The organism is Candidatus Nanopelagicales bacterium (genome assembly GCA_028687755.1).
Classification (GTDB): domain Bacteria; phylum Actinomycetota; class Actinomycetes; order S36-B12; family S36-B12; genus UBA11398.
In genome coordinates this window covers 201,519-225,828 of the sequence record JAQTZL010000004.1, presented here as the reverse complement: position 1 = coordinate 225,828, position 24,310 = coordinate 201,519, and the positions used below count along the sequence as shown (strand labels likewise).

The 24,310-nt window shown below is 52.7% G+C and carries 23 protein-coding genes and 1 tRNA gene; 7 read left to right on the top strand and 17 right to left on the bottom strand.

Annotated elements, in window-relative coordinates; translation table 11 throughout:
• Positions 1–21 precede the first annotated feature (21 nt).
• Positions 22–780, top strand: a complete 759-nt coding sequence (locus PHN51_07690; GenBank protein ID MDD2818660.1) for a dienelactone hydrolase family protein — start codon at positions 22–24, stop codon at positions 778–780.
• Here PHN51_07690 and PHN51_07685 read toward each other — a convergent pair.
• The gene (locus tag PHN51_07685; protein ID MDD2818659.1) at positions 777–1,976 is read right to left on the bottom strand and encodes a cation:proton antiporter; all 1,200 of its coding nucleotides are present in this window, start codon (positions 1,974–1,976) and stop codon (positions 777–779) included. The two genes, PHN51_07690 and PHN51_07685, sit on opposite strands and share 4 nt — an antisense overlap.
• A gap of 80 nt (positions 1,977–2,056) precedes the next feature.
• On the opposite strand from PHN51_07685, the gene PHN51_07680 reads away from it, so the two are divergent.
• Together PHN51_07680 and PHN51_07675 are read left to right on the top strand one after the other, a co-directional pair.
• Positions 2,057–2,224 carry a hypothetical protein gene (locus tag PHN51_07680; protein ID MDD2818658.1) on the top strand — a complete coding sequence of 56 codons (168 nt, stop codon included), beginning with the start codon at positions 2,057–2,059 and terminating at the stop codon, positions 2,222–2,224.
• A 106-nt stretch (positions 2,225–2,330) separates the two neighbouring features.
• Positions 2,331–3,380, top strand: coding sequence for a hypothetical protein (locus PHN51_07675; protein ID MDD2818657.1), 1,050 nt, complete (start codon positions 2,331–2,333; stop codon positions 3,378–3,380).
• Positions 3,381–3,391: 11 nt separating this feature from the next.
• Here the strand turns inward: PHN51_07675 and PHN51_07670 are convergent, their stop codons facing one another.
• From PHN51_07670 to PHN51_07660, 3 genes are all read right to left on the bottom strand, one after another.
• Complete coding sequence (locus tag PHN51_07670; GenBank protein MDD2818656.1) at positions 3,392–4,333, bottom strand: Gfo/Idh/MocA family oxidoreductase; 942 nt, start codon at positions 4,331–4,333, stop codon at positions 3,392–3,394.
• Positions 4,330–5,358 carry a Gfo/Idh/MocA family oxidoreductase gene (locus tag PHN51_07665; GenBank protein MDD2818655.1) on the bottom strand — a complete coding sequence of 343 codons (1,029 nt, stop codon included), beginning with the start codon at positions 5,356–5,358 and terminating at the stop codon, positions 4,330–4,332. The genes PHN51_07670 and PHN51_07665 overlap by 4 nt, the downstream gene beginning before the upstream one ends.
• Before the next feature lie 156 nt (positions 5,359–5,514).
• The gene (locus PHN51_07660; GenBank protein MDD2818654.1) at positions 5,515–5,898 is read right to left on the bottom strand and encodes a DUF309 domain-containing protein; all 384 of its coding nucleotides are present in this window, start codon (positions 5,896–5,898) and stop codon (positions 5,515–5,517) included.
• Positions 5,899–5,935: 37 nt separating this feature from the next.
• Between PHN51_07660 and PHN51_07655 the strand changes: the two genes are divergently transcribed.
• Together PHN51_07655 and PHN51_07650 are read left to right on the top strand one after the other, a co-directional pair.
• The gene (locus PHN51_07655; protein ID MDD2818653.1) at positions 5,936–6,334 is read left to right on the top strand and encodes a hypothetical protein; all 399 of its coding nucleotides are present in this window, start codon (positions 5,936–5,938) and stop codon (positions 6,332–6,334) included.
• A gap of 260 nt (positions 6,335–6,594) precedes the next feature.
• Positions 6,595–7,767, top strand: a complete 1,173-nt coding sequence (locus PHN51_07650) for a hypothetical protein (protein ID MDD2818652.1) — start codon at positions 6,595–6,597, stop codon at positions 7,765–7,767.
• 142 nt (positions 7,768–7,909) lie between these two features.
• Here PHN51_07650 and PHN51_07645 read toward each other — a convergent pair whose 3' ends face one another.
• The 11 genes from PHN51_07645 to topA form a co-directional block, all read right to left on the bottom strand.
• Positions 7,910–8,992 (bottom strand): hypothetical protein, encoded by a 1,083-nt coding sequence (locus tag PHN51_07645; GenBank protein MDD2818651.1) that lies wholly within the window; start codon positions 8,990–8,992, stop codon positions 7,910–7,912.
• Positions 8,993–9,254: 262 nt separating this feature from the next.
• Entirely contained in the window at positions 9,255–10,112 is an 858-nt protein-coding gene (locus PHN51_07640; protein MDD2818650.1) for a hypothetical protein, read from the bottom strand.
• A 21-nt stretch (positions 10,113–10,133) separates the two neighbouring features.
• Complete coding sequence (locus PHN51_07635; protein ID MDD2818649.1) at positions 10,134–10,835, bottom strand: hypothetical protein; 702 nt, start codon at positions 10,833–10,835, stop codon at positions 10,134–10,136.
• 204 nt (positions 10,836–11,039) lie between these two features.
• A complete protein-coding gene (gene gdhA / locus PHN51_07630) occupies positions 11,040–12,380 on the bottom strand; it encodes an NADP-specific glutamate dehydrogenase (GenBank protein MDD2818648.1) in 1,341 nt (446 codons plus the stop codon).
• Position 12,381: 1 nt separating this feature from the next.
• Positions 12,382–12,711: a TraR/DksA C4-type zinc finger protein gene (locus tag PHN51_07625; GenBank protein ID MDD2818647.1), complete on the bottom strand. Its 330-nt coding sequence runs from the start codon at positions 12,709–12,711 to the stop codon at positions 12,382–12,384.
• 249 nt (positions 12,712–12,960) lie between these two features.
• Positions 12,961–13,035 (bottom strand) — tRNA-Thr (locus PHN51_07620).
• Positions 13,036–13,102: 67 nt separating this feature from the next.
• Positions 13,103–14,572, bottom strand: a complete 1,470-nt coding sequence (locus tag PHN51_07615) for an MFS transporter (protein MDD2818646.1) — start codon at positions 14,570–14,572, stop codon at positions 13,103–13,105.
• Positions 14,573–14,630: 58 nt separating this feature from the next.
• The gene (locus tag PHN51_07610) at positions 14,631–16,148 is read right to left on the bottom strand and encodes an alpha/beta hydrolase (protein MDD2818645.1); all 1,518 of its coding nucleotides are present in this window, start codon (positions 16,146–16,148) and stop codon (positions 14,631–14,633) included.
• Positions 16,149–16,168: 20 nt separating this feature from the next.
• A complete protein-coding gene (locus PHN51_07605; GenBank protein MDD2818644.1) occupies positions 16,169–17,365 on the bottom strand; it encodes a DNA polymerase III subunit delta' in 1,197 nt (398 codons plus the stop codon).
• The gene (tmk, locus tag PHN51_07600) at positions 17,362–17,979 is read right to left on the bottom strand and encodes a dTMP kinase (GenBank protein MDD2818643.1); all 618 of its coding nucleotides are present in this window, start codon (positions 17,977–17,979) and stop codon (positions 17,362–17,364) included. The genes PHN51_07605 and tmk overlap by 4 nt, the downstream gene beginning before the upstream one ends.
• Positions 17,980–17,987: 8 nt before the next feature.
• On the bottom strand, positions 17,988–20,726 hold the full coding sequence (gene topA, locus PHN51_07595; protein MDD2818642.1) for a type I DNA topoisomerase: 2,739 nt from the start codon (positions 20,724–20,726) through the stop codon (positions 17,988–17,990).
• A 113-nt stretch (positions 20,727–20,839) separates the two neighbouring features.
• Between topA and PHN51_07590 the strand changes: the two genes are divergently transcribed.
• Both PHN51_07590 and PHN51_07585 read left to right on the top strand, forming a co-directional pair.
• Positions 20,840–21,082 carry a type II toxin-antitoxin system prevent-host-death family antitoxin gene (locus tag PHN51_07590; protein MDD2818641.1) on the top strand — a complete coding sequence of 81 codons (243 nt, stop codon included), beginning with the start codon at positions 20,840–20,842 and terminating at the stop codon, positions 21,080–21,082.
• Entirely contained in the window at positions 21,079–21,477 is a 399-nt protein-coding gene (locus PHN51_07585; protein MDD2818640.1) for a type II toxin-antitoxin system VapC family toxin, read from the top strand. Before PHN51_07590 ends, PHN51_07585 begins: the two co-directional genes overlap by 4 nt.
• A 60-nt stretch (positions 21,478–21,537) precedes the next feature.
• Here the strand turns inward: PHN51_07585 and PHN51_07580 are convergent, their stop codons facing one another.
• Positions 21,538–23,850 carry a sodium-translocating pyrophosphatase gene (locus PHN51_07580; GenBank protein ID MDD2818639.1) on the bottom strand — a complete coding sequence of 771 codons (2,313 nt, stop codon included), beginning with the start codon at positions 23,848–23,850 and terminating at the stop codon, positions 21,538–21,540.
• Positions 23,851–23,945: 95 nt separating this feature from the next.
• Positions 23,946–24,290, bottom strand: coding sequence for an STAS domain-containing protein (locus PHN51_07575; GenBank protein ID MDD2818638.1), 345 nt, complete (start codon positions 24,288–24,290; stop codon positions 23,946–23,948).
• Positions 24,291–24,310 lie beyond the last annotated feature (20 nt).

Here is a 24,310-nt window from a genome sequence, read left to right as displayed (position 1 = left end):
GTTCCCAGTAGCATCGCGAATATGTGCCACGACGATATCAGCCGGCCTCCCGCGCCACCTCGCTCTGTTCCGGTAACGGATCATCGGGGGCTCACCCTCAAGAGCGCAGATGAAACAGATTTTTCCGCGTTTTATGCAACTTCTGACATTCCGCAGGTTGGGGTCGTGATTCTTCCGGATGTTCGTGGCCTACATCCGTTTTACGGGGCCCTTGCTGAGCGCTTTGCGGAGGCGGGGTTAGCTTCAGTGGCGATTGATTACTTTGCGCGTACGGCGGGAATGACGGACAGTGGTTGGCGGCCAGAGGATTTTGATTGGCAGACGCATATCAAGGATACAAATCCCACTCAAGTCAATGCCGAGACTCAAGCGGCAATGGATTACCTGCGCCAACAACACGGGGTGCATCTTCCGATCATCAGCGTTGGATTTTGCTTCGGTGGAGGACAAGTGTGGCGCCAAGCCTCGAGTGATCTCGATCTTTCTGCTGTTGTCGGTTTCTATGGGCGCCCAGACACGGTTGGTCGAGCTGCAAAACATTCAAAGAAACACACCATCATGTTTATCGCGGGTGCTGATTTCACGCCAGTCGAAGATCAACTGGCTCTGGCTGAAGAAATGCGACTTGGCGGCGCAGAGGTGGAAACAGTCGTCTACGACGGAGCTCCGCACTCATTCTTTGATCGTGCTTTCGACGAATGGAGCGAAGTCTGCACTGATGTGTGGGCGCGGATTTTGGAACTCACTGATCGCATAGCGCTGGAACGCGCATCGGGCTAATCAACAGGAACGTCCTCCCGCACGCCTAGCGCCGTGGCAACAGGAACTGCAGTTAAACCGTACACAAATACGGTGACCGCGATAATGACAAAAGCCGACGGCAAGAGCGCTTCAGCGCCAGGGACTTTCGCCGCAACCAAAGAAGCACCCACACTTGAAGCAGTTGCGGCTGCAACGATGCCTCGAGGGTCCATCCAACCGATGAAGGCTCGCTCATTACGTGCGAGCCCAGCTTTTCGAGTGAGAAGAACAGCAATTGCAGGTCGAACCACAACGATGAGCACGAGAGACACGGCGACAGCTGATACAACCACCACACCAAACTCAGGTGAAGGAACTAGAGCAGAAATGCTCACAAACAGCACACCTATGCCGATCGAGGCAATGGTGTTGAAAAATGGCAGGACCGGATCAAGTGTTGTCTTCATGCGCTTAGCCAGCGGTTGAGCTGCGATACCTATGAGCAGAGCTGCAAGTAATCCGCTGCCTTCGGCGAAATAGTTCGCAACACCCGCGGCCATAAGCACTGAGCCAATCAGCACCTGTGTTCCTAACAGATTATTTCCACGCACAAGTTTGCATCCGAGTACCACAACGAATACTCCGCCAATGGCAGCGAGCACAGCGATAACCATGCTTCCCAAAAATTCTCCGGCAGCCCGCAACGGTTGACTGAAATCACTGACGCGCACCAGCTGGAAGACGACTACTGCAAATATGGCCCCAAGCGGATCAAGGGTTGTTCCCTCCCAAAGCAAAATGCGACGCACGCGTGCCTTGGGTTGGGCAAAATCCAGAATGGGTGTCACGACCGTTGGTCCAGAAACAATCAAAATTGCGCCCAGAAGAAACGCAAGAGGCCAAGGCATCCCTATGAAGTAATGCGCTGCGAGAGTTCCGCATACGCACGTGATCGGACTACCAATCCAGATAAGTCGTCGAACAACTCCCCGATCAAGCGCATCAAGTTTAATGGCACCCAAGCTCATGCCGCCCTGGAACAGGATCACCGCAACCATCAAATCAACGACCACAGGAAAAGCTGGGCCCAGGACGCTGTCCATATGAAATTGCGGTGCGACAAGACCAAAAATGAATCCAGTAGGCAGTAGCAAGATCAAAGCAGGAATCCGTAATTTGGGCGCAATCACCTGACAGGCCGTGGCGATACCAAAGACGAGAACAATGGCAAGCATGACGTCACCTTGTGTCAGCGTGGTCATTAACTGGCTTACCCCCGATCGCCGCAGAGTCTAGCCAATGAGAAGCGCTCAATATGTCAATACCGGCACTTAATGGAATTGCCGCCGCTCATATTGGTTTCAGTGCGGTATTCCCGATCGCAGCGCTCATTTTGTTGGTGCTTGCATTACCAATGTTCTATTTGTTTAAGCGGGTTGCGAATAACGCTTCACAGTCGGATACATTCGAAATTTCGGTCTAACGGTTATCTTTTGCAAATCACAACGGCCGATTCAATCGCGCAAAAGAGACCGGGCATTGAAAGTTGACTCATAGGTTTTCGCAATAAAAACCGCGATACTGCGGTAATGCAAGGAAAGCCAGAAGATCCAAGACGCACGGTGTTGATCAGTGCTTTCACGGCTTTCTTCGTTGGTTTGTTGGCGTTCCTCGCACAACCCGCTGGTGCACAATCAAGTTGGCATAGTTCCGGGCTTACAGGATCGCCACGCATCCAATGGAATTCGAATTACGGTTACTGCGGTGAAACAAGTCTGATTACTGCCGGTCTGCGATTCGGTCAATACACATCCCAATGGATGGCAAGATCTCTAGCTTCGCCAGGCATTTCGCAAACAAGCGCCAACAGTCAGCTCCTTCTCGGAACAAATGATCAATCTGCCGCTCGAAAGATGCGGCTCAATGCTCAGCCCGGCCCAACATCAGGAAGTTTCACAACTTTTATCACGTGGGTTCGAAATCGATTCATGCACGGCGATGTTGTGATGGTTGGCATGCAGAACAACACCCGCATGCTTGGCGAGTTTGGGCCAGGTGATCAAAGCTACGACCACATCGTTCCTGTGTACGGATACGAATCGGCTCAAGAATTACTCTCTGGTAGACCAGCCGAAGAAACCGACGTACTCACGATCGCTGATAACGGATTGCGAACGATCGGCAAACAGACACCGATGTTGTATTCCTATGAAGTCAAAGATATTCAACGAACTCGTGCTGAAGCGAATGCGGCGGGCGGTCCGGTGTATTCCTTTTCAATGCAAGGCCCGTGGTACGCACTAGCGGTGTCTGGCGTTCTCGATCCTGATGACCAAGCACTCCCCATCGCCGTAACCGTCAATCGCAATTCCGAAGGACTGCAGAATCAGCCAGTCCTTCAGGCACCTCCTGCATCTTCACCTATCAAATTAACGGTGAGTGTTACACGGCCTCCGGGAGGCTCCGCCGCTGTTCTTTACCAATACAACGATTTCGCCAAGGTTCCAACAGGCGACTTCAATGCTCAGGCACATCTGGCTTCTCGCAAGTGGAGCATTCCTCCGGGCGAGGGACCTTTCATTTTTCGATTATCAGCCAGATCTTCCGACACTCGCGTCTTTCGAGCCTCAGCCGCATAGGGCCAAGCTCGCTAACTTGTCGAGATCTGGTCTATTAATTGCGCAACCCGAATCGAATCTTCAACTGGAACCACCCAAGCTGGATCACCAAGAATCTTTGCGCTTACATTCTCGACCATACGTTGGTAAGCATTTACTGGGGCAAATATTTCTTCTCGTTCGTTCACAGCAAGTGCGCTCGTTGCTTTCCAAGAAGTGAACGCTTCATTTCCCAAGGTCGATGACTTGCCTAGAGTCCCGATGACATCGAGCGTTTGCGTTTCCGACTGTTCAAAGGAACTGCAAGAATCCACTAGGCATGAGTTTCCAAAAACACCTTGAACTCTTGTAGTGAGATCAATGCCGCTTGCACTGAGTGACCGTTCAACTGAAGTTAGATCTAATTCATGGTCACAACCTAAGAGACCGACCAAGGCATGCATTTCATACACCCCGACATCAAGCAGCGCCCCTCCACCCATCTTTGGATTTGCTCGATAATTTCCATCAATACTCGCTTCAAAAGTAAAAGCCGTTGAAATCTTTCTGGGTGTTCCGATCTCACCTGATTGAACAACTTCTGCCAGCCGCTGAAACCTTGGATGCCATCGCGCCCACACGGCTTCGACCAAAAGCTTGCCCGAATCTCGCGCTGCCTGTGTCATTCGTTCAACCTCAGGTGCATTCAGACCAAGGGGTTTTTCGCACAACACGTGCTTTCCCGCTTCAAAGGAGCGGACAACCCATTCGAGATGTTGATGATTAGCCAAGGAGATATACACCGCATCAACTTCTTGATCCTCGAGTAACTCCTGGTACGAGGGGTACACGATTTTTGGTGAAAGCAGTCGAGATCTCTCCGGGTCGCGACTCGCTGCTGCATGAAGATCCGCGTTTGGTGATTTATGCACTGCATCAGCAAGTGCACCCTTCGCTATGCCACCAGCTCCAATGAAGCCCCACTTCACACTCATGCGCGTAATAGATGAGGCACGACTGGAAAGCCATTGAGTTTCGCGGATTCTTCTGCGGCTTCCATGACTGCCACGACATCACGTGATTGCTGAGCTGTCACAGACATGACAGAATTGTCGTGAATGTATTCAACGATGGATGCATGGAAGGCGTACTTAGGTATGTCGAGCAATTCAATTGGTTCTCGTGATCCATCTGGAAAGTGCAGCGAGAGAATCGCTGGAAGGTCGGCAACCTTAGGTTCCGCTGCCAAATTCCATTCACCAAGAATCGCGCCCTTTGTTCCCAGCACATAAAACTTTGGTTTTCTTGCTGCAGCAAGATCTGAATGAATAAACGTCGCCTGTGTTCCATCAACAAACGTAACTGTGACATGCGCATGATCAGCGTTTGTCACGAAATCCCAGTGACGTTTGTGATTCACACCGGAAACGTAGGCAACTTGAGATGGAAAAATCGTGAGCATTTGATCAAGGAAATGACTTCCCCAATCAAATATTGCGCCACCAGAAATTTTCTCATCTGTATGCCAATGCCGGCAAGGCTCGGTGTAGCCACCAACGAATGATTCGTAATGGAAAACCTCACCGATTGTGCCCGAAGAAATAACTGATGCCATCGTGACGTAATCCGCATCAAATCGGCGATTCTGATACACGACCATCAGCAGATTTGCCTGTTCTGCTTGTGCCATTAATTCGTCGCATTCAGATGCTGTAAGTGCCATAGGTTTTTCAACGACAACATGGATTCCTCGACGAAGCGCTTCCATCGCCCAGGTGAAATGACTATTGGGTGGTGTTGAAATGATGACGAGATCAATAAGCCCTGAGTCAAGCATTGCCTCAGCATCAGAAAATGTGATCACATCAGGAGCAAGTTCAAGGGCTGCTGCAAGTCGCTCCGGATTCTGATCACACACGGCCGCAAGCACTAACCCGTCGGTAGCCTGAACAGCAAGATTATGTTCGTGGCCAATTTGGCCATAGGCGAGCAATCCCACCCGGATATCGGCGTGACTCACACAAACCCCTCTTCTTCGAGTTTCGATCCCAGCCGTGACTGGGGCACTCTGGCTTGATAGAAATCAAGCGAGCCAAGTATTGCGCATAGCAGGTAAAGCCTGACACCCGATTGCGAAATGCTCATGCACATGCCTGCCGCTGACTTAGCGAAAATCTCAAAGGTCTAGGAGACGATCTAGTGATTGAAGAACTACGAGCTCATCGACTTCAATGGGAATGACTTCACACGCTTCAAGGTTTTCTTTAGCCCGCAGGGCAACTGATCGGGCACCGACAGTATTCCCGCGAGCCTCATGGGTGAGGGCAGCTGCCCATTGAGCAAGCGACTGCCAAGCCGGTCGCTCATTCAGCGGACAAGAACGCCAATGCTGTTCAAAGATTTCATGGGCATGGAAAGGCAAGTCTGCTTTCAGATATTCATTGGCATGCGTCCACGCTTCAAGGCCACTCAGATTCCCGCGCTTGGGGACTAGCGGAAACGCCTCATCTGATGAGGTTTCTACGGGCCGTCCGTATCGGTCCCGCGGTCGCTCACTCACATTCACAGCGTATGCCTTGACGATTACTGTTGGACTCGTGCGATTGTTTAAACGAGCTAAGCCAGCGCCCCAAGGAACCTTGCGACTAGGCGAGCACAGCACAGCAGCGAATGACTACAACGTTTTCACCGTGAGTGAATCACGTTTTCCCGATTCCTTTGTTCACTTGTGGGATTCGGCAAACCAGGAAGAACGCAATTCAAAGCAGATACGTCGCTGGGCTGTTCTCACCCCGGTAACAGATCCTTCGAGCAAACTCATCGCAGACCTTGCGGCAGCGATTGATGGGCAAAGCGTTTGCTACCTGCGTCCACCACATCTCACATTTCTTGCGCAACGAATAGTTCAGGAAAATGTGGAATCGATAGAAGTTCCTGCGCTTGTTGAGTGGGGGCCCGCTGGGCCGACCGTGATGTTGCTGATTGAAATCAGTTAGCCCTCCGACGGAGACTTTGCCATCAATTTGAAATGCTTTTCAAGCGGTATTCATACGAGCATGATCAATCAGGTGAACGCGATCCTCAAAATATGGCGAACTCGCAACGGTGTTTACAGCTTTGCCTAGCCACCATTGGAGTAGAAGGACTTTCGCCTCTGTCAGGGACATGCGGATGTTCTTAGCATTTTCCTTATGGAGTCAAGCAAATTCTGGCCCACGTTGGTTCGGTTGAACACCACAACTGAGAGAGGCTGATCATGTTTGCGTCCAGAACTCGTATCGCAACAGTGGTCCTCGCGACAGTGATTGCCATGTCTGCTGGTCCGGCACTAGCTGAGGATGCACCCACCGGGCCACCGGCAAATATCCCAACTGGTCCTCCGGCTGGCACTCCAACTGGCCCTCCAGCAAACATTCCAACCGGTCCAACCGCTGTATCCCCGGATGGTCCTCCGGCTGGCATTCCAAGCGAATACATCAATCAAATGCCGAGCAATTTAGGCGGTTTGGATGCTACCGAGTTATCCAAGCTCAATCCTGCACTGATGGCTGGCCTTGACTCATCCAAGATTGATGCGATGAAACCTGCTGCTTTTGCCGGCATGACACCAGAGCAATTGAAGAACTTCAACCCAACGAGTTTGGCTTCGATGAGTCCATCCCAATTCAAGGCGATGCCGCCGAGTGCGCTTTCGATGATGCAAGCAAGTCAACTTGATCGCATGCCACCTGAACTGATTCGGTCCTTGACTCCTGCGATGTTCGATGTCATCCCAGCCAATGCTTTAGCTATGTTGGATGCCAAGCAAGCACTCGCACTTGCGCCGGCTGTTCTGTCAATGATCAGTCAAGACCAACTTGCAGCGTTGGGTGAGCAGGTGATGGCAAAGTTGAGCTCACAACAGTTGGCAAAAATTCCACCTGATGCGATCAAAGCTTTCAAACTACGTCAGTTTGATCGTCTCAATCCATCAGCCTTCGCGGGATTCAGCACAGATCAATTTGCTGATCTCCAGCCAGCGTTACTCAGCGTTATTGACGCCAAACAACTAGCTCAATTGAAGCCTGCAGTCATGGCTGTCATGACGCCCGATCAGTTAGCAGCAATGACTCCGAGTGCAGTTCGTTCCATGAGTTTGCCGCAGATCGATGGGCTTTCGCCGCAGGCGTTTGCGGGGATGGAGCCAGAGCAGATCGTTGCGTTGGCAAATAAGCAGGTTGCAAAACTCGATGCCGAGCAACTGGGCCAGTTGGCACCACAAACATTTGCCGCAATGAAGCCTGGCCAACTTGCCACGCTCACTGCGGCCGACGTGGGTCGACTCAGCACGGAGCAGTTGGGTAAATTGAGCCCTGCTCAAGTTGCGGCATTCTCGCCCAAAACAGTCTCGGCAATGTCACCAGAACAACAAGGAGCATTGACTCAATAGTTGATTCAGTAAGCCGCCTAGGGCCAGACCGTCGCTTAGTTCTTCGTCGCTACGGCCCTAGGCATTACGACGCCAATCGTCTCGCACGAGCGCGAGTGGTGTGACGAGCATGTGGTGTTTACGAAACAGCACTTGCGCAACTTCAGGCAGTAGTAATCCGCAATACGTTGGGCTTCTTTGTTCTTGAAATCGCTTGATTGCCGTCCATACACCAAGAAGGAATTTCCTGATCTGGAGTCTTTGAGATAATTCGACCGTCAGACAGCGAGCGTCTATTTCCATCGCCGTCCCACACCGTCGAGCCACACCAGCTCCTAAAACCCTTGGACGTTGAGGCCCGCAAGGCCCACCGTTCCGACCACGGCTGAGTGTTGTAGGCAACGTTCATTCCAACCAGGATGGATGGATCTGAAGTTGGGTGAACAAAGTTCATATTTTCGGCTACCTTCTCACCGCTTGAACCATTCACAAGATATGTATCCCCGCTGAGACTTCCATACGTGAGATTGTCATTCGGTTGTTGGAGAACAACCCAGCCGGGAGCCTCGCCAAACCCGTATTGAATACGTGGATACCCAGGCAAACTTTTCAACGACCACCGGACGGCACCGGTTCGCGCGTCATACCCAAAAAGCGAATTGTCTCCACGGCCGACATCCGGCCGAGGGGGCATCATCACCACGATGTCGCCAATGACAGCCCCTTCCCATACACCGTCACGATTGTTGTAGGGGAAACACGCCCCTTGAGTGCCATCCTGCGGCAAGATGGCACAAATTTGACGGGCGCTCTTATCGGCAAGCATGACCCAACTCTTGTGTACCGATTTGTTACCAGTAAAAATCTTCGATGAACTCGACACTGTTCGATTCCACATCGGTTTTCCACTGGCTGTAGCGAAGGCGGCAAGTTTGGTCGTCACTTGATCAGCAGCAAGACCCTGCGGGTCAATAACTGTTTCTTGTTGAACAACAAGTACGGCGGGTTCGGTGTATGCCTTGGCTATTAACTCGAACTTACGATTCGCGTTAGACACGAAGTTGCGTTTCCACGTTTTGCCCGTTTTAACGTTCCAGGCACTGACAAATGATGACCCTGCAGCAGGCCACCATCCGGAAGGAAACGGATCATCAGATTGCGCTCCGAAACCAGATGGGATGACTCGCTGATACGAGGTAGCCGTGGCCGGTGCGGCGTGTGACGGTGCGGTCAGAAGCGCACCCATACAGAGGGCCCCCACTGCAATCCCTATTCGGGATGAAAGAGTTTGACGCACACGCCCTCCAAAAATCACAAGCTACATAACATCTCTGGCAGACAAAATAGCCTCTTATCCGAAAAGAAGGCAAACACACTGGTCAGTCTGCTCAAAAAGTGGCCGCCATCTTTTGAGTTGACAACTACCCCGTCATCTCATCTCATTGGCTCGCGCTACCGCAGCCGGCTTAATCTACTGAACGTTTGCACTATTCAGTTCCGCGTTGTTTTTACGTTGTTTTTTCTTTCACGATGTTGGAGACAATTGCTGGAGTGAGGGTGTTCCATGGCTTGAATGCTTGGCCTCCCCATGCTGCATACCCCAGACATGTGACGGTGACCTTTGCAACTTTCGTACCGTTCTTTGCTGTCACGGATGGACCGCCTACCCAACTACCGTCGTACGTAGGACCGTGGAGGCTAGTGCCATCATCAACGACTGCTTCAAGCATCGGCCAAGAACCTGACTGCAACCCACCATCAACAATCTTCATCATGTTATAAACGGGATTACCATTGTTATCAACAACATCAACAATGCTTGCTTTCACATACATTGGAGCATTATTTGTATAGCGAGCAATCGCTGTTACTTGACCAGTGCGATCCGAGGTTTTGAACTCTACATTGTGAACTGCTACAGGACAGTTGTTCACATTCGTGACCTGAGGAACGTTTGAACCTGGCAAACCTGAACCGTCAGCGGGTTTCACCCAGTTCACTGGGCGAGGGTCGTATGGATAGCCTGAGAAAGTGTTGGCGGTGCCAAACTCTCTAATTGCACCCGTCACTTCTGGTGACTTTGCGGTGACTTTGCAAGCGGCAGTCTTCTTTTTCCGTGCTTTCTGATATCGGATTTCGGCATTCTTAACACCACGGGCGTTGTGCGGTTTTCTCATCGCAACGAAAAGAGCTTTCTTCGCAGCAGCAAGGTCTTTGGTTGCCTTCGCGCAAGGCGCAGATTTCCTTACTACGGTTGAACTGACTTCAGCAGACGCAGGACCAGTAATACCAAAAGTGAGAACCACGCACATCGTAGAAAACATGCTGACGGTAACGCTCTTTTTGATCCCCTTGAAAATTCTCATCCCCCGCCTTTCTCGTAACCCCTACTCACACGTAACCGTGATGGAAACAACGCGAGCACCCGCAACATCAAGATTTGCGTTGAACGGAGTGAACACTAAAGTCGATGAACCATCAACGTACGGCTCCACCTTGGTTTTATCGTTCCACAGTGGATTCATGTCGCCAGCCCACTTGTCAAAAAATGGCTTACCACTTGCATCAACAGCTGTCACCACAACACGAACAGTATGAGCATCCTTGGAGAAGTTCTGAACTCGCAACGAAAGACTCCACGAAACAATGTTCGGATCGTCAGTGTACTGACGCGTCCTGAATTCGTATCTTGAAACCGTCACGGGGCAACTATCTTGAACCGTCACACCAGCCGCATTCGAACCAGGCAACCCTGAACCATCAGCAGGCCGCACCCAACCTACTGGGCGCTGATCGTTTGGATGTCCTGAAGGGGAAGACGGCACCACAACCTTGGCAGGAGGAGGAGCAGAACACGCAACCTGCTGGTTGTGCACGGCCTGACGCCACTTCTTGTACGCAGAGGTAAAGGCGCGAAGGTTTCCACTACTTTTAGCTTTCACGTAGACTTTTTTCGCAGAAGCAACTCGTGCTGTTGCTTTTCTGCACTTAGATGAAGACTCCACTACGCCAACAACCGTTTGGTCTGCGGCTTGGGCTGTCACAGGTGAAGCAATTCCACTAACGAAAAAACTCACCACAACGCTCACAGCCGCAAGACCTTGTGCAGCACTGCGGTGACGAGCGGTACTTGCCCCCGTGTTCTCATCTTCATTTCCTTTTTCGCATTACACGGATGGAATTGAATTCAACCATCGCCATCCGTGCAATGCGCAAGGAGAAAAAGTGACACTGCCCTTGCTTCGTAACTCTTTAACTTGAAGCCTTGGGAGTTCGCTTGTCCTCATCAATGATCAGATGATGCCCAAGGAGTCCATGGCGTCTGCAACCATCAAGAAGCCAGCCACATTCGCTCCGACGACATAGTTGCCCGGTTGTCCGTAATCGTCAGCAACTGCGAACACCCGCTCATGAATATCCATCATGATTTCTGCGAGCCGTTGCTCTGTGAATTCGAATGACCACGAATCCCGCGAAGCGTTCTGCTGCATTTCCAGTGCGCTGGTTGCCACGCCGCCTGCATTTGCCGCTTTGCCGGGTCCAAAAAGCACACCGGCTTGCTGGAGCACACGTACTCCCTCGGGTGTGGTCGGCATGTTGGCGCCCTCGGCTACTACCTGAACACCATTTCGGACCAGCGTTAGCGCATTGTCTTCGTTCAATTCATTTTGGGTTGCGCAAGGAAGCGCGACATCGACGGGTACATCCCAGATGCTTGCGGAGGAAACGAAGGTGCTTGATCCACCGCGTCGAACGATGTAGTCAGAGATCCGGCCCCGCTCAGACAACTTGATCTGTTTCATCAGATCAAGATCGATACCTGACTCATCGAGCACAAAACCCGAAGAATCCGACATCGCAACAACCGTGGCGCCATTCGTCTGAGCTTTCTGTGCGGCGAACAATGCGACATTGCCCGATCCTGAGACGCTCACCCGTTTACCGTCAAAGGTCTTGCCAGCCTGACGCAACATGGCCTCTGCGAAGAAGATAGTTCCAAAGCCGGTGGCCTCGGTCCGCACTCGAGAGCCGCCGTACGACATACCTTTACCGGTAAAGACACCTGATTCATACCGATTGGTAATGCGTTTGTACTGACCAAACAGGTACCCGATTTCTCGCTGACCCACTCCAGTATCACCAGCAGGAACGTCAGTGTATTCACCTATATGGCGATACAACTCGGTCATGAACGACTGACAAAAGCGCATGATCTCAGCGTCAGATTTACCCTTGGGATCGAAATCAGAGCCGCCCTTGCCTCCGCCAATCGGCATTCCAGTGAGGGCATTCTTGAAGACCTGCTCGAATCCCAGGAACTTGATGATTCCCAAGTAAACGGAAGGGTGGAAACGAAGTCCGCCCTTATATGGGCCTAGAGCAGAGTTGAATTCAACGCGGAACCCCCGGTTGATGTGCACCTGGCCTGCATCATCGGTCCAGGGAACTCGAAAGATGATCTGGCGTTCTGGTTCACACAAACGTTCCAGTAGCCCGAAATCCGCGTATTCCGGATTGCGTTTCACAACAGGAGTCAAGGACTCGAGAACTTCACGGACCGCTTGATGGAATTCAAGTTCGCCCGCATTTCGCTGAAGTACAGTGTCATAGAGTTTCGTAAGTACAGGATCCACACTACACCTTACTCGCGCACGAGATACACGTCTTGATGTACGGGCGTACCTGAAGACGCTCGGCAGCAATGCCACCCCCACAGACTTCGCATCGTCCATAGGTGCCAGATGAAATTCGACTCAAGGCCTCGTCCACTTCTTTCAGAATGCTCGAAGCATCTGCTTCCATGTACCGCGCAGCCGTCACTTCATCGGTGAGGTTGCCTATGGCCGAACCGTCCTCGGCTGCCAACTTCAGCACTTCGCGCGCATGCGCTAGATCGGCTTCGTTCGCAATGCGTACTTGATTCAACAACATGCTTGCTTCGTCGAAATCGAGGGTTTCCGCCATGCTGGTCCACTCCATTCTGTGCAATAAAAAACCGGCCACAAGCGGGCCGGTTTTGCTTCCTCGATGACTCAGGAAACAGGCTCCGACGGCCCCATCAGTAAAAGCCGCATAGTCGCGGACCCAAATCGAGATGCGGTGCTTGCCATAGCTCAAGGGTAGGGGTCGGCTGGGCATGGGATCAACCCGACTCTCAGATCCACTCACATCACACGATGTGTCACGCATATGACGCGGAAATACATATATATGTGGAGCCGCCTCGGGGATTTGAACCCCGGACCTACGCATTACGAGTGCGTTGCTCTACCCCTGAGCTAAGGCGGCCTGCACTTGGAGGGGCCTTGAGGCAGCCCCCCAAGGGCTCAACAATCTTAGCCGAGCCCGCTAGGGCTTAATGCATGGCCGGCAAAGCCGCATCCGCATCGTGTGCCTGCATATCTTCCTTCGTCATCTTCACCAAGATCACCCAGATCAGACCTGCGCCCGCGAGGATGCCCACGCTCCAGAAGAACGCTGGCTGGAATCCTGCCACCAAAGCATCGGGTGTTGGGCCGGGAAGGCGGTTGGAGACGATGTAGGCCGTTGTTGCTGAGGCTGCGATGGTGTTCAAGAAAGCCAAACCAATGGATCCACCAATTTGCTGACTTGTGTTCAGAACGGCTGATGCAACACCGGCGTCGTGGTTACCCACACCGAACAGTGCAACTGCTGAAAGCGGCACGAAGATCAAGCCCATGCCAATACTCATCACGATCATGCCTGGCAAGATGTTTGGCCAGTAAGTGCTCGTCGCGGCAAGCTGCGTGAAGATCAACATGCCGATGACCGCAAGCACGAACCCTGCGAAGGTCACGTAACGCGGACCAAAACGTGGCAGCAATTGACTTGCAATTCCTGCACTGAGCACAACGCCAACTGAGAACGGAAGGAAGAGCAGGCCACTGGCGAGCGGGGTGTAGTGCATCACTGCTTGGAAGAAGTAGCTCAAGAACAAGAACATCGCGAACATTCCGATACCCACGAAGAACGAAGCTAAGTAGGCGCCACCACGTGTGCGATTCAGCAGGATGGGTAGCGGTAGAAGTGGGTGGCTTGAACGCGTTTCGATAAACATGAACAAAACCAACAGAATTACACCTGCTGCCATGAACGAAATCGTTTCGGTTCCATTCCAGCCCACTGTTTCGGCCTTTGAGATGCCGTAAACAAGCGAAACCAAACCAAGGGTTGCCGTGATTGCACCAGGGATGTCGTATTTGGTGTCACCTGTTGCACGTGACTCATGAACGTACTTTGCAGCAAGCAACACAGCGATAATCGCAATAGGAACATTGACCAGCAGCGTCCAGTGCCAGTTGGCATATTCCACCAAAATGCCACCCATGATCAAACCAATGGCAGCGCCGCCACCTGAAAGCGCGCCGTAGACACCAAAGGCCTTTGCGCGTTCTTTGCTATCCGTGAAAGTCACGGTGATCAATGAAAGGGCTGCAGGGGCCAAGAGCGCAGCAAACACACCCTGCAAACCACGTGCTGCGATGAGTAGTCCTTGAGTGTTCGCGATGCCACCGAGCATTGATGCGATTGCGAAACCGATGAGGCCAACAATCAACATGCGTTTGCGGCCTGCGAAGTCCGCAATACGGCCACCAAGTAGCAACAGGCCACCAAAAGCCAGGGTGTAGGCCGTGACGACCCATTGACGATTCGCATCGGTAATACCGAGATCTGCTTGCATTGCTGGCAAGGCGATGTTCACGATTGATGCGTCAAGCACCACCATCAACTGAGCGATAGCAATAACAACGAGCGCCTTCCAGCGCATTGGATCCGGAACGATTGCAGACACAGGCTGGGACACAGAGAACTCCGTAATTTTGCGCTTGGGGGATAAATGCGCAAGCCGAGACTATCAGCGACTAGTTACGTGAACATTCCAAGTTCGCTGAAGGCAATACTCCCTGCAAGAGATATGTATCAACTGCAATGTCGATACATGGTGAACCTTGGTGGTACGCCGTGTGGCCGCGAGAATCCCAGATAGCTAATCCACTATTTGGGATTTCCTTGTGCAGATTCTCTGCCCACTTTACTGGCGTTGCTGGATCGTATACGCGAGAAATGATCAGGATTGGCGCGATCGATGATGGGAAGTTGACTTCCTTTGGCCCATCTCCCTCCGCAGGCCACTGCGCGCACGGCAGCAAACCCCAAGCCAAGCTTTCCCCGAATGTTGGAGCAAGTGTGTTGAAGGCTTGTGCGAGCGCATTGATCTCGCTCACGGTTTGTTTGAACTGGCGATCAAGACAGGTCACAGCAAAATATGAATCGAAGGCGTTGTATCGATAGTGACCATCTGGTTGGCGCCCATTGCGTTCATCAGAAAGTTTCACCAGCGCTTCTGGATCTTTCGAGTTCACGAGTTGATTGAGGGCGTCACGCAACTTCGGATAGTCCGTTTCTGGGAAATACAAATACGACAAGACTGCACTTCGCACAAAGGCGCCCGAGATGGTTCGCCCGTCGCTGCTGTTCACAGGTGTCTTGTCCAAATCTGAGAATAATCCTCGCAGTTGTTGGGCGACCTGTGCGCTCGTTCCTGAGTACGGGCAGTCCCCTTGAGTTGCGCAATCAGCAGCGAAGTCTGCGAAGGCTTCTTCAAAACCGGTCGCCTGCTTCTTGGTCACGTTTTCCAAAGACTCATCCGTTGGCAGCACGCCATCAAGCACCATGCGCCCAACGCGTTGCGGGAAGAGTTCTGCGTATTTCACGCCGATCGATGTTCCGTATGACTTTCCCAGATAGTTGAACCGCTCATCGCCAACCGCAGCTCGCACAATGTCAAAATCCTTGGCCACATTTTCAGTACTCATGAATGTGAACTCTGGGTTCGCGTATCTTTCACAGCTGAGTGCAGGGAGTTTGGCTTGTGCAACAACCTGGGCCAAATCGCTTGGAGTTTTTGGATCAACCACCGCACTCGCAATCTCATCAACTTGCGCATCTGTCAGGCAATGGATCGGACTACTTGTTGCGACACCGCGCGGATCAACGCCAATGAAATCGAAATTGTTGGTCAAGTCTTTGGAAAATGATTGCGCAGCAGACTTCGCATAATCAAAGCCACTGCCGCCTGGCCCGCCTGGATTCACAAAGAGTGATCCAAGCCGCTCCCCTTGCGCATCCACCTTCACCACATTGAGTTGAGTGGAAGCCTTTATCGGATTCGCATAATCCAATGGCACTTCAACCTTGGTGCATTGCGCTCCACCGCAGTCCGTCCACTTTAATTGTTGTTCGTAAAACGGCTTCAGCGCTTGCGGGATGGTTGAAGTTTGTGACGGTGCTGGAATTGGCACTGGCGATGGGCTACTTGCTGAACATGCGGTGAGCGCAATCACCGCGGCAGCAAAAGTTGCCGCAATTCCAATACGCATGAATGAACGGTAACCCGGAATCAGGAAGCGGCCCGGACCCAAGGGTCCTTCAACTCAACCATGAGCGCTTCAAGGGCCATCAGCGGCGTGACATTCGAGCCGATCTGCTTACGGGTGTAGTTGATTGCTAGCAATCGGCGCCCAGTTTCTTCAGCCGTTGAATTCGCCGCCAATTGGGAAAGTTGCGGACGCATCTCATCATTGATGAGGCCGACTTCTGCATCCTCTTGAATCAACAGCACATCTCGATACAGGCCCAAGAGATCAACGAGTGCGCGATCCACTTGATCGCGCACCGTGCGAGTCCGGCGACGCTTCTGTGCTGTTTCCAATTGCTTCATTTGACTATCAAGGGATCGCTTCAACTGACCCTTGAGCTTTGACTCCGCATCGGAGCCAAAGGCTTTGCGCAATTGCTCAACTTCTATTGCATCAATGGGCTCAGTAATTGAATTTGCATCAAGGGTGGCTGCCTCAAGAAGATTTTGAGCCAGGGTGAAGCAGGCTGGCAGATCATGGAGCTGCATAGGGATACGCAGCACTTCTTGTCTCCTCATTCGAGCATGCTCATCAGTTGCTAGCGCACGCGCGCGGCCGATGTGGCCCTGTGATGCACGGGCTGCGAACGCACCTAGCGTTCGATCAACGCCAAAGCGATCATGTAGTGCTTCAACAATCACATCATTAGGTGGTGTACGTAAAACAACATGCCGTGTTCTCGAGAGGATGGTCGGCAACACATCTTCAGTACTTGGCGCGCACAGCAACCACACCGTGTGAGGTGATGGCTCTTCAAGGTCCTTCAACAATGCGTTCACTGCAGATTCGGTCAACCGGTCAGCGTCTTCAATCACCACAACGTGCCACGGGCTCGAGGTTGGTGACATGCCTGCGGTCTTCACCAATTCGCGCGCGGCTTCAACGCTGTAGGTCAGACCTTCAGGGCGAACAATGTCAACATCTGGATGGCCACCTGTTGGAGCATTGCGGCAGATCTGACATTGCCCGCAACCATGCTCAGGGCAAATAAGAGCCGCGGCAAAGGTCACTGCAGCATTTGATCGACCAGATCCAGGTGGGCCAGTGAATAACCAAGCATGGGTCATCGCTGGGCCGTGCTCACCTCGAGTAATGAATTCAGCATCGTGAACAGCGCGATCAAGTTTGGCAACGACTTCGTCTTGCCCGATCAACACATCCCATATTGGAGCGGTCATTGCTGTTGACCTGAAATGAATTCTTCAACTGCAGTACGAATGCGCGCAGCCACTTCCTCTATGGAGCCCGATGCACTCACGACGCGATAGCGCTCAGGTGCATGAAGTGCCAATTCCACAAAGGCCTTGCGAACACGATCATGGAATCCTTGCGGTTCCTGTTCTAGACGATCGAGTTCGTTGCCTACACGTGTCAGACCAACTGCTGCGTCCATGTCCAGCACGATCGTGAGATCAGGGACCACGCCACCCGTTGCCCAAAGACTTAAATCGCGAATTCGATCAACGCCAAGATTTCGGCCTATACCTTGGTAGGCGATGGACGAGTCGATATATCGATCACAGACCACAACTTCCCCACGCTGCAGCGCAGGCAGAATCACATTGGCGACGTGCTCGGCGCGAGCACCCGCAAAAAGAAGTGCTTCAGTGCGCGAATCAAGACCAGTGAATTCAGGACTTAACACAAGATTGCGAATCGCTTCAGCAGCAGGAGTGCCGCCAGGTTCGCGGGATTGCACCACGGTCTTGCCCGCAGCGCGCAGGGATTCCACGAGGAGCCGAGTTTGGGTCGACTTTCCAGAGCCATCTGGCCCCTCGAGAACAATGAACATGTTCGCGATTATTCCGGAACGGCGATCTTCTTCGCAGCAGCTTTCTTGGCCGCCTTCTTAGCGCCGGCCTTTTTCACTGTTCGCGTCGTCAGATTGCGATCGGCAGCCTTCTTAGCCGCGGCCTTTTTTGCAGGAGCTTTCTTTGCTGCCTTCTTGGCTGCTTTCTTGGCAGGCTTCGAAGGCCCTTCAAGGGCTTCCTTGGCACGACGCTCTGAGAGCAGATCGGATGCGCGATCAATAGAAACGGTCATTGGGTCATCTGCTGTGCGAAGTGATGCATTCGTGACACCGTCAGTGACGTATGGCCCGAAGCGACCATCACGAACAACGATGTGAAGGTTGGTTGTTGGATCCGCGCCAATTTCACGAAGTGGGCCAGCAGCCTGGCCGCGACCACGACGCTGCTTTGGCTGCGCATACAGCGCAAGCGCTTGCTCCAAAGTGATCGTGAAAATTTCTTCTTCGCCACCAATGGATCGTGAGTCAGTACCGCGCATTAAGTAAGGGCCGTAGCGACCGTTTTGCACGGTGATTTCTTCTTGCGTTGTGGGATCGACACCAACAACGCGAGGCAAACTCAGCAACTTGATTGCATCATCAAGAGTGACCTCGTTGAGATTCATCTCCTTAAACAAGGATGCAGTGCGAGGCTTAGCTGACTTTGGCGCGCCTTCTGGCAAGTTCTCGGTGACGTAGGGGCCGTAGCGACCTGACTTTGCCACAAGGTTCAAGCCACTTTCTGGATGAACACCCAGTTCACGATCACCTGATGGTTCCGCAAGTAGCGCTTCTGCTTTTTCCGCAGTGAGTTCGTCTGGCGCTAAATCAACAGGAATGTTTGCGCGTTCTTCACCGCGTTCGACATAAGCGCCGTAACGACCAACACGAATGTTCGCATCCGAGCCAGCAATTGGCATCGTCGCAATCCCGCGGGCATCGATTGCACCGAGATCTTCGGTGAGTGGCTTGATTCCGGGGAATGGGCCAGCAAGTGACTCGCCACCGCGCCAGAAAGCTTCAAGTTGATCAACGCGATTGGCTTGTCCGTTTGCGATTTCGTCGAGCAGGTTTTCCATGTTGGCAGTGAAGTCATAGTCAACGAGTGCTGCGAAATGCTGCTCAAGTAAACGCACTACTGAGAACGCAATGAAACTTGGAACCAGAGCCGAACCCTTTTTCCAGACATACCCGCGATCAACGATGGTGCTCATGATGGATGCGTAAGTAGAAGGACGACCAATGCCGAGTTCTTCCAAGCGCTGCACCAGCTTTGCTTCGGTGAAACGCGAAGGTGGGCTGGTGGTGTGACCGACAGGGTTCAGCTCTTTGGCATTGACATCTTGACCTTCCGTGAGCGCTGGAAGTTCGTTCTCATTTTCCGCGCCCTCTTCAGGGATGTCTTTCAATGCTGCATAGAAACCTGGAAACACGATGACGGTGCCAGATGCAGTGAACTCTGCAACAGAACCGTCAGTTGCGGTGCCTTTGATCTTTGCGGTGGTAGTTGCAAGTCGGGCATTCACCATTTGTGATGCAACGGTGCGCTTCCAAACGAGGTCGTACAGCGCAAACTCGTCAGCATTCAATTCTTTACGAAGTTGATCAGGTGTTTGGAATGCATCACCAGCGGGGCGAATAGCTTCGTGAGCCTCTTGCGCGTTCTTGGACTTATTCGGGAACACACGTGGGGTTGCTTCCACGTATTCCGGGCCATACAGCTCAGTTACTTGCACGCGAGCTGCATTGATCGCCTGAGCAGACAGGCTGACCGAGTCAGTACGCATATAGGTGATGTAGCCGTTTTCGTAGAGGCTCTGCGCAATTCGCATCGTGCGCTGTGCGCCCCAACGCAAGCGGTTGGAAGCTTCCTGCTGCATCGTGGAAGTCGTGAATGGAGCTGACGGCTTGCGCTGCGTTGGCTTTTGTTCCACTGAAGTGACGGTGAACTTGCCAGCCTTCAAGCCCTCAGCAAGGGATGTGGCACGTGCTTCACTGAGCAGCGTGACCTTGTCTTCTGCCTTGAGGTTGCCGCTTTGATCGAAGTCTTTACCGATAGCAACGCGAACACCATCAACAGTGGTCAGACGTGCCTTGAAATCAACGGGGCCAAAGATCGCGTCGATATCCCAGTAACCAGCAGAGTTGAAGGCGATCCGCTCACGTTCGCGGTCAACAACCAAACGCACCGCAACAGATTGCACGCGGCCAGCAGACTTCGCTTCGCGACCAATTTTTTTCCAGAGCACTTCTGAAACTGGATAGCCATAGAGACGGTCAACGATGCGACGCGTTTCCTGAGCCTGCACCAAATCCATGTCGAGATCACGAGTGTTATTCACGGCCTCGCGGATTGCGTCAGCAGTGATCTCGTTGAACACCATCCGCTGAACGGGAACCTTGGGACGCAGTACTTCTAGGAGGTGCCACGAGATGGCTTCGCCTTCGCGGTCCTCGTCCGTTGCCAGAAGAAGTGCATCTGCGTTTTTCAACGCCGCCTTCAGGTCTTGAATGGTCTGGGCTTTTGAAGCGTGAACGATGTAATAAGGGGTGTAGCCGTCATCAACGTTGACAGCGAGCTTGCTCCAGGAATGCTTGCGCTCCCCTTCAGGGAGGTCTGAGGCCTTAGATGCCAGGTCGCGGACGTGACCCACTGAGGCCATGACTACATAGTCGTCCCCTAGGTATCCGGCGATCTTCTTGGCTTTCGCTGGTGATTCGACGATCACGAGCGTTTTGTCGTTGGCCACGCATTTCCCTTCAGTCGAAGCGGAGTCTGACGCTAAGCCACCGCCTTCTGTCAAATCTTTGGGGGGTCGCATGAGGCATTGACGCTACTTAACCAACGACCTAGTCTGTTGGTATGACTATGACTGTTGGGGTATTTGAAGCCAAGACCAATCTGTCGCATCTTCTGGATCTGGCTGCCGCGGGTGAGCGGATTGTTGTGACCAAGCGAGGGGTGCCTTGTGCCACGATCGGACCTCCACCATCTCGGCTCGATCAGATTCAAGACTTCATCGAATTCGCTGCAGCCATGAGGGCCCGAACCAAACCTGGTCCCGAGTCCGCAAAGGAGCTCATCGAGCTTGGGAGAACCCAATGAGCGCAGTCATTGACGCATCGATCATGGTCTCCTACTTAATGAACGACGAAGATTCATCGCTGTCAGTACCGCTCATTACTCCACTCCTCAGTTCCCCAACGCACGTACCGAGTCTGTGGGTTTATGAAATGGCATCGGCTTTTCGCATTGCTGAAAAGCGTGAACGCATCACAAGCGATGACACGCGTCAGTACCTTGCGTACCTCAAGATTCTGATGATCGATCATCACCATCCTGATGCTCAGGAGATCGTCGACATCGCACGTCAAACCGGCCTCAGCATTTATGACGCGTCATATATATCGCTGTGCTTGCAGGAAGATCTTCCATTGGCCACATTGGATAAGCAGATGAGAAAAGTCGCCGAAGAACTCGGAATCAAAGTTCTTGTGTAATCACAAAAAGAAATAGTTCTGCCCCGCACTCTTTCGAGTACGGGGCAGAACTATTTTGCACTAGACGTTCGCAGGCATGTCACCAACTGCAATTGGGCGACGCTTGCTGATCACAACAGAAATGATCACAATCAATGCCGCGAGAGCTGCGACACCCCAACGTAGTCCGGTGTTGGCATCAGCACCGATGCTCAATGACACCACTGCAGGGGCGATCAACAACGCGACAAGGTTCATCACCTTGATGAGAGGGTTGATTGCTGGGCCAGCAGTGTCTTTGAATGGATCGCCGACGGTGTCGCCGATCACTGTTGCGGCGTGAGCCTCTGAGCCCTTGCCGCCAAAGTTGCCATCTTCGACAAACTTCTTCGCGTTGTCCCAAGCGCCACCTGAGTTCGACAGGAACACAGCCATGAGCACGCCCGTTGCAATCGTGCCGGCAAGGTAGGCGCCCAATGGGCCAACACCAAGACCGAAGCCAACAGCAATTGGAGTGAACACAGCCAAGATGCCTGGCGTAACGAGCTCGCGAAGTGAGTCGCGAGTAACGATGTCGACAACCTTGCCGTATTCAGGCTTCTCGGTGCCGGCCATGATTCCTGGGTGGTCGCGGAACTGGCGACGCACTTCGAAGATCACAGCGCCAGCAGCGCGTGAAACCGCATTGATAGCAAGACCTGAGAACAGGAACACCACTGCTGCACCGATGATCAAACCAACGAGGTTTGAAGGGTTAGCAACGTTGAGAATGCCGAGGTATTCAAGATTTGCGAATACGTCGGAGATGCTCGCACCTGAACTTGCAGTTGCCGCTTGAACCGCATCACGGAATGAACCGAACAAGGCAGTTGCTGCAAGAACAGCGGTAGCAATGGCAATGCCCTTCGTGATCGCCTTCGTTGAGTTGCCAACGGAGTCAAGGCGAGTGAGCACTGCAGCACCTTCACCGTGAACATCGCCAGACATTTCAGCAATGCCCTGAGCATTGTCAGAAACGGGACCGAAGGTGTCCATCGAAACGATAACGCCGACAGTGGTGAGCAAGCCTGTGCCCGCCAATGCGATAGCAAACAGCGACAAGATCATAACGCCGCCACCAACAAGGTAAGCGCCGTACACCGCGGCAGCAATGATGAGCGCTGAGTACACCGCGGATTCCAAGCCGAGTGAAATACCCGAAAGGATCACCGTTGCAGGACCAGTAAGCGACGTCTTTGCAACGTCATCAACAGGGCGACGGTTGGTCTCAGTGAAGTAAGCAGTGAGCTGCTGGATGATTGCAGCGAGCACGATGCCGATCAACACAGCGATGATGACGAACCAACGTGGACCCATTGCTTCAACGCCTGATCCACGGATTGCATCAATTGCAAGACCCACAGGTTTGTACTGCTCAAGAAGTTCAGTCCAGGTCGCTGGAATCCAAACAAATGCAGCCACGATGACCAAGATCAACGAGATCACTGCTGAGATAAAGAAGCCACGGTTAATGGCTGACATTCCCGAGCGATCACCCTTGCGAGGTGCAACGGCGAAGATGCCGATCACTGCGGTAACTACACCAATTGCAGGAACGACCAGTGGGAACACCAAGCCAAGTTCACCGAAGGCAGCCTTGCCGAGAATCAATGCAGCAACGAGCGTGACTGCGTATGACTCAAAGAGGTCAGCTGCCATACCTGCACAGTCGCCTACGTTGTCACCAACGTTGTCAGCGATCGTTGCAGCGTTACGTGGGTCGTCTTCAGGAATACCCTGCTCAACTTTGCCCACAAGGTCAGCGCCGACGTCTGCAGCCTTGGTGAAGATACCACCGCCAACACGCATGAACATTGCAAGCAGAGCAGCGCCGAAGCCGAAGCCTTCAAGAACCTTTGGTGCCTCACCCTTATAGACGAGCACTACAAGTGCTGCGCCGAATAGGCCAAGGCCAACGGTGAACATGCCTGCAACGCCACCGGTGCGGAAAGCAATGCGCATCGCGCGCTCTTCGCCTGACTCGTTTGCTGCAGCAGCAACACGGACGTTGCCGCGAACGGCAAGCCACATGCCCATGTAACCGGTGATGCCGGAAAAGGCAGCACCAACAAGGAAGAAGATGCTTCGACCGATGCGCTCTGATGATGTTTCAGCAGGGAGCAAGAACAGTACAAAGAACACGATCACGGCGAAAACCGCGAGTGTCTTGAACTGACGGGTCAGATAAGCGCTAGCGCCTTCCTGAATCGCAGCTGCGATTTCCTTCATTTTTGGGGTGCCCTCACTTGCGGCAAGGACTTCACGAACCAACACTGCTGCGACTACCAGCGCGAGCAGTGCGATCACAGCAACGACGACAACAGTCGTCAGGTTGCTTCCACTGAGCTCAATCATGGGTCTCCTGACTAGGCGTGAACCGTTGTTCACAAATCTCGCGGAGTTTATTGATTACAGGGGGGAAATCGGCAGGAATTACGAAAATGTCCGTTTTACCGGATTTCCGTGGCGCGCAGCGCTTCCGCTACGGATTCACCCATATAAATAAAGGTATCCAGACCAGTGATGGTGATGACCTTGCGCACCCGATTCGTCGTTGCGACCACGGCAACGAGCGAGCCCTGAGGCCTGGCCAATTCAGCAGCACGAACAAGCACGCTCAGGCCAGTGGAATCCATAAAGGGCACTTGGGCGAGGTCAAGGATCAGCGCTTGATCCAGGTGCCATTGGGCTTCGATGCTCTCCCACAACTGCGATGCGGTCGCTAGATCTATGTCACCGCGCACGGTGACGACAAGTGCTGATTCGACCGTCTCACTGGAAACCCCAAACTCCATGCGCTGACCATGACACACCT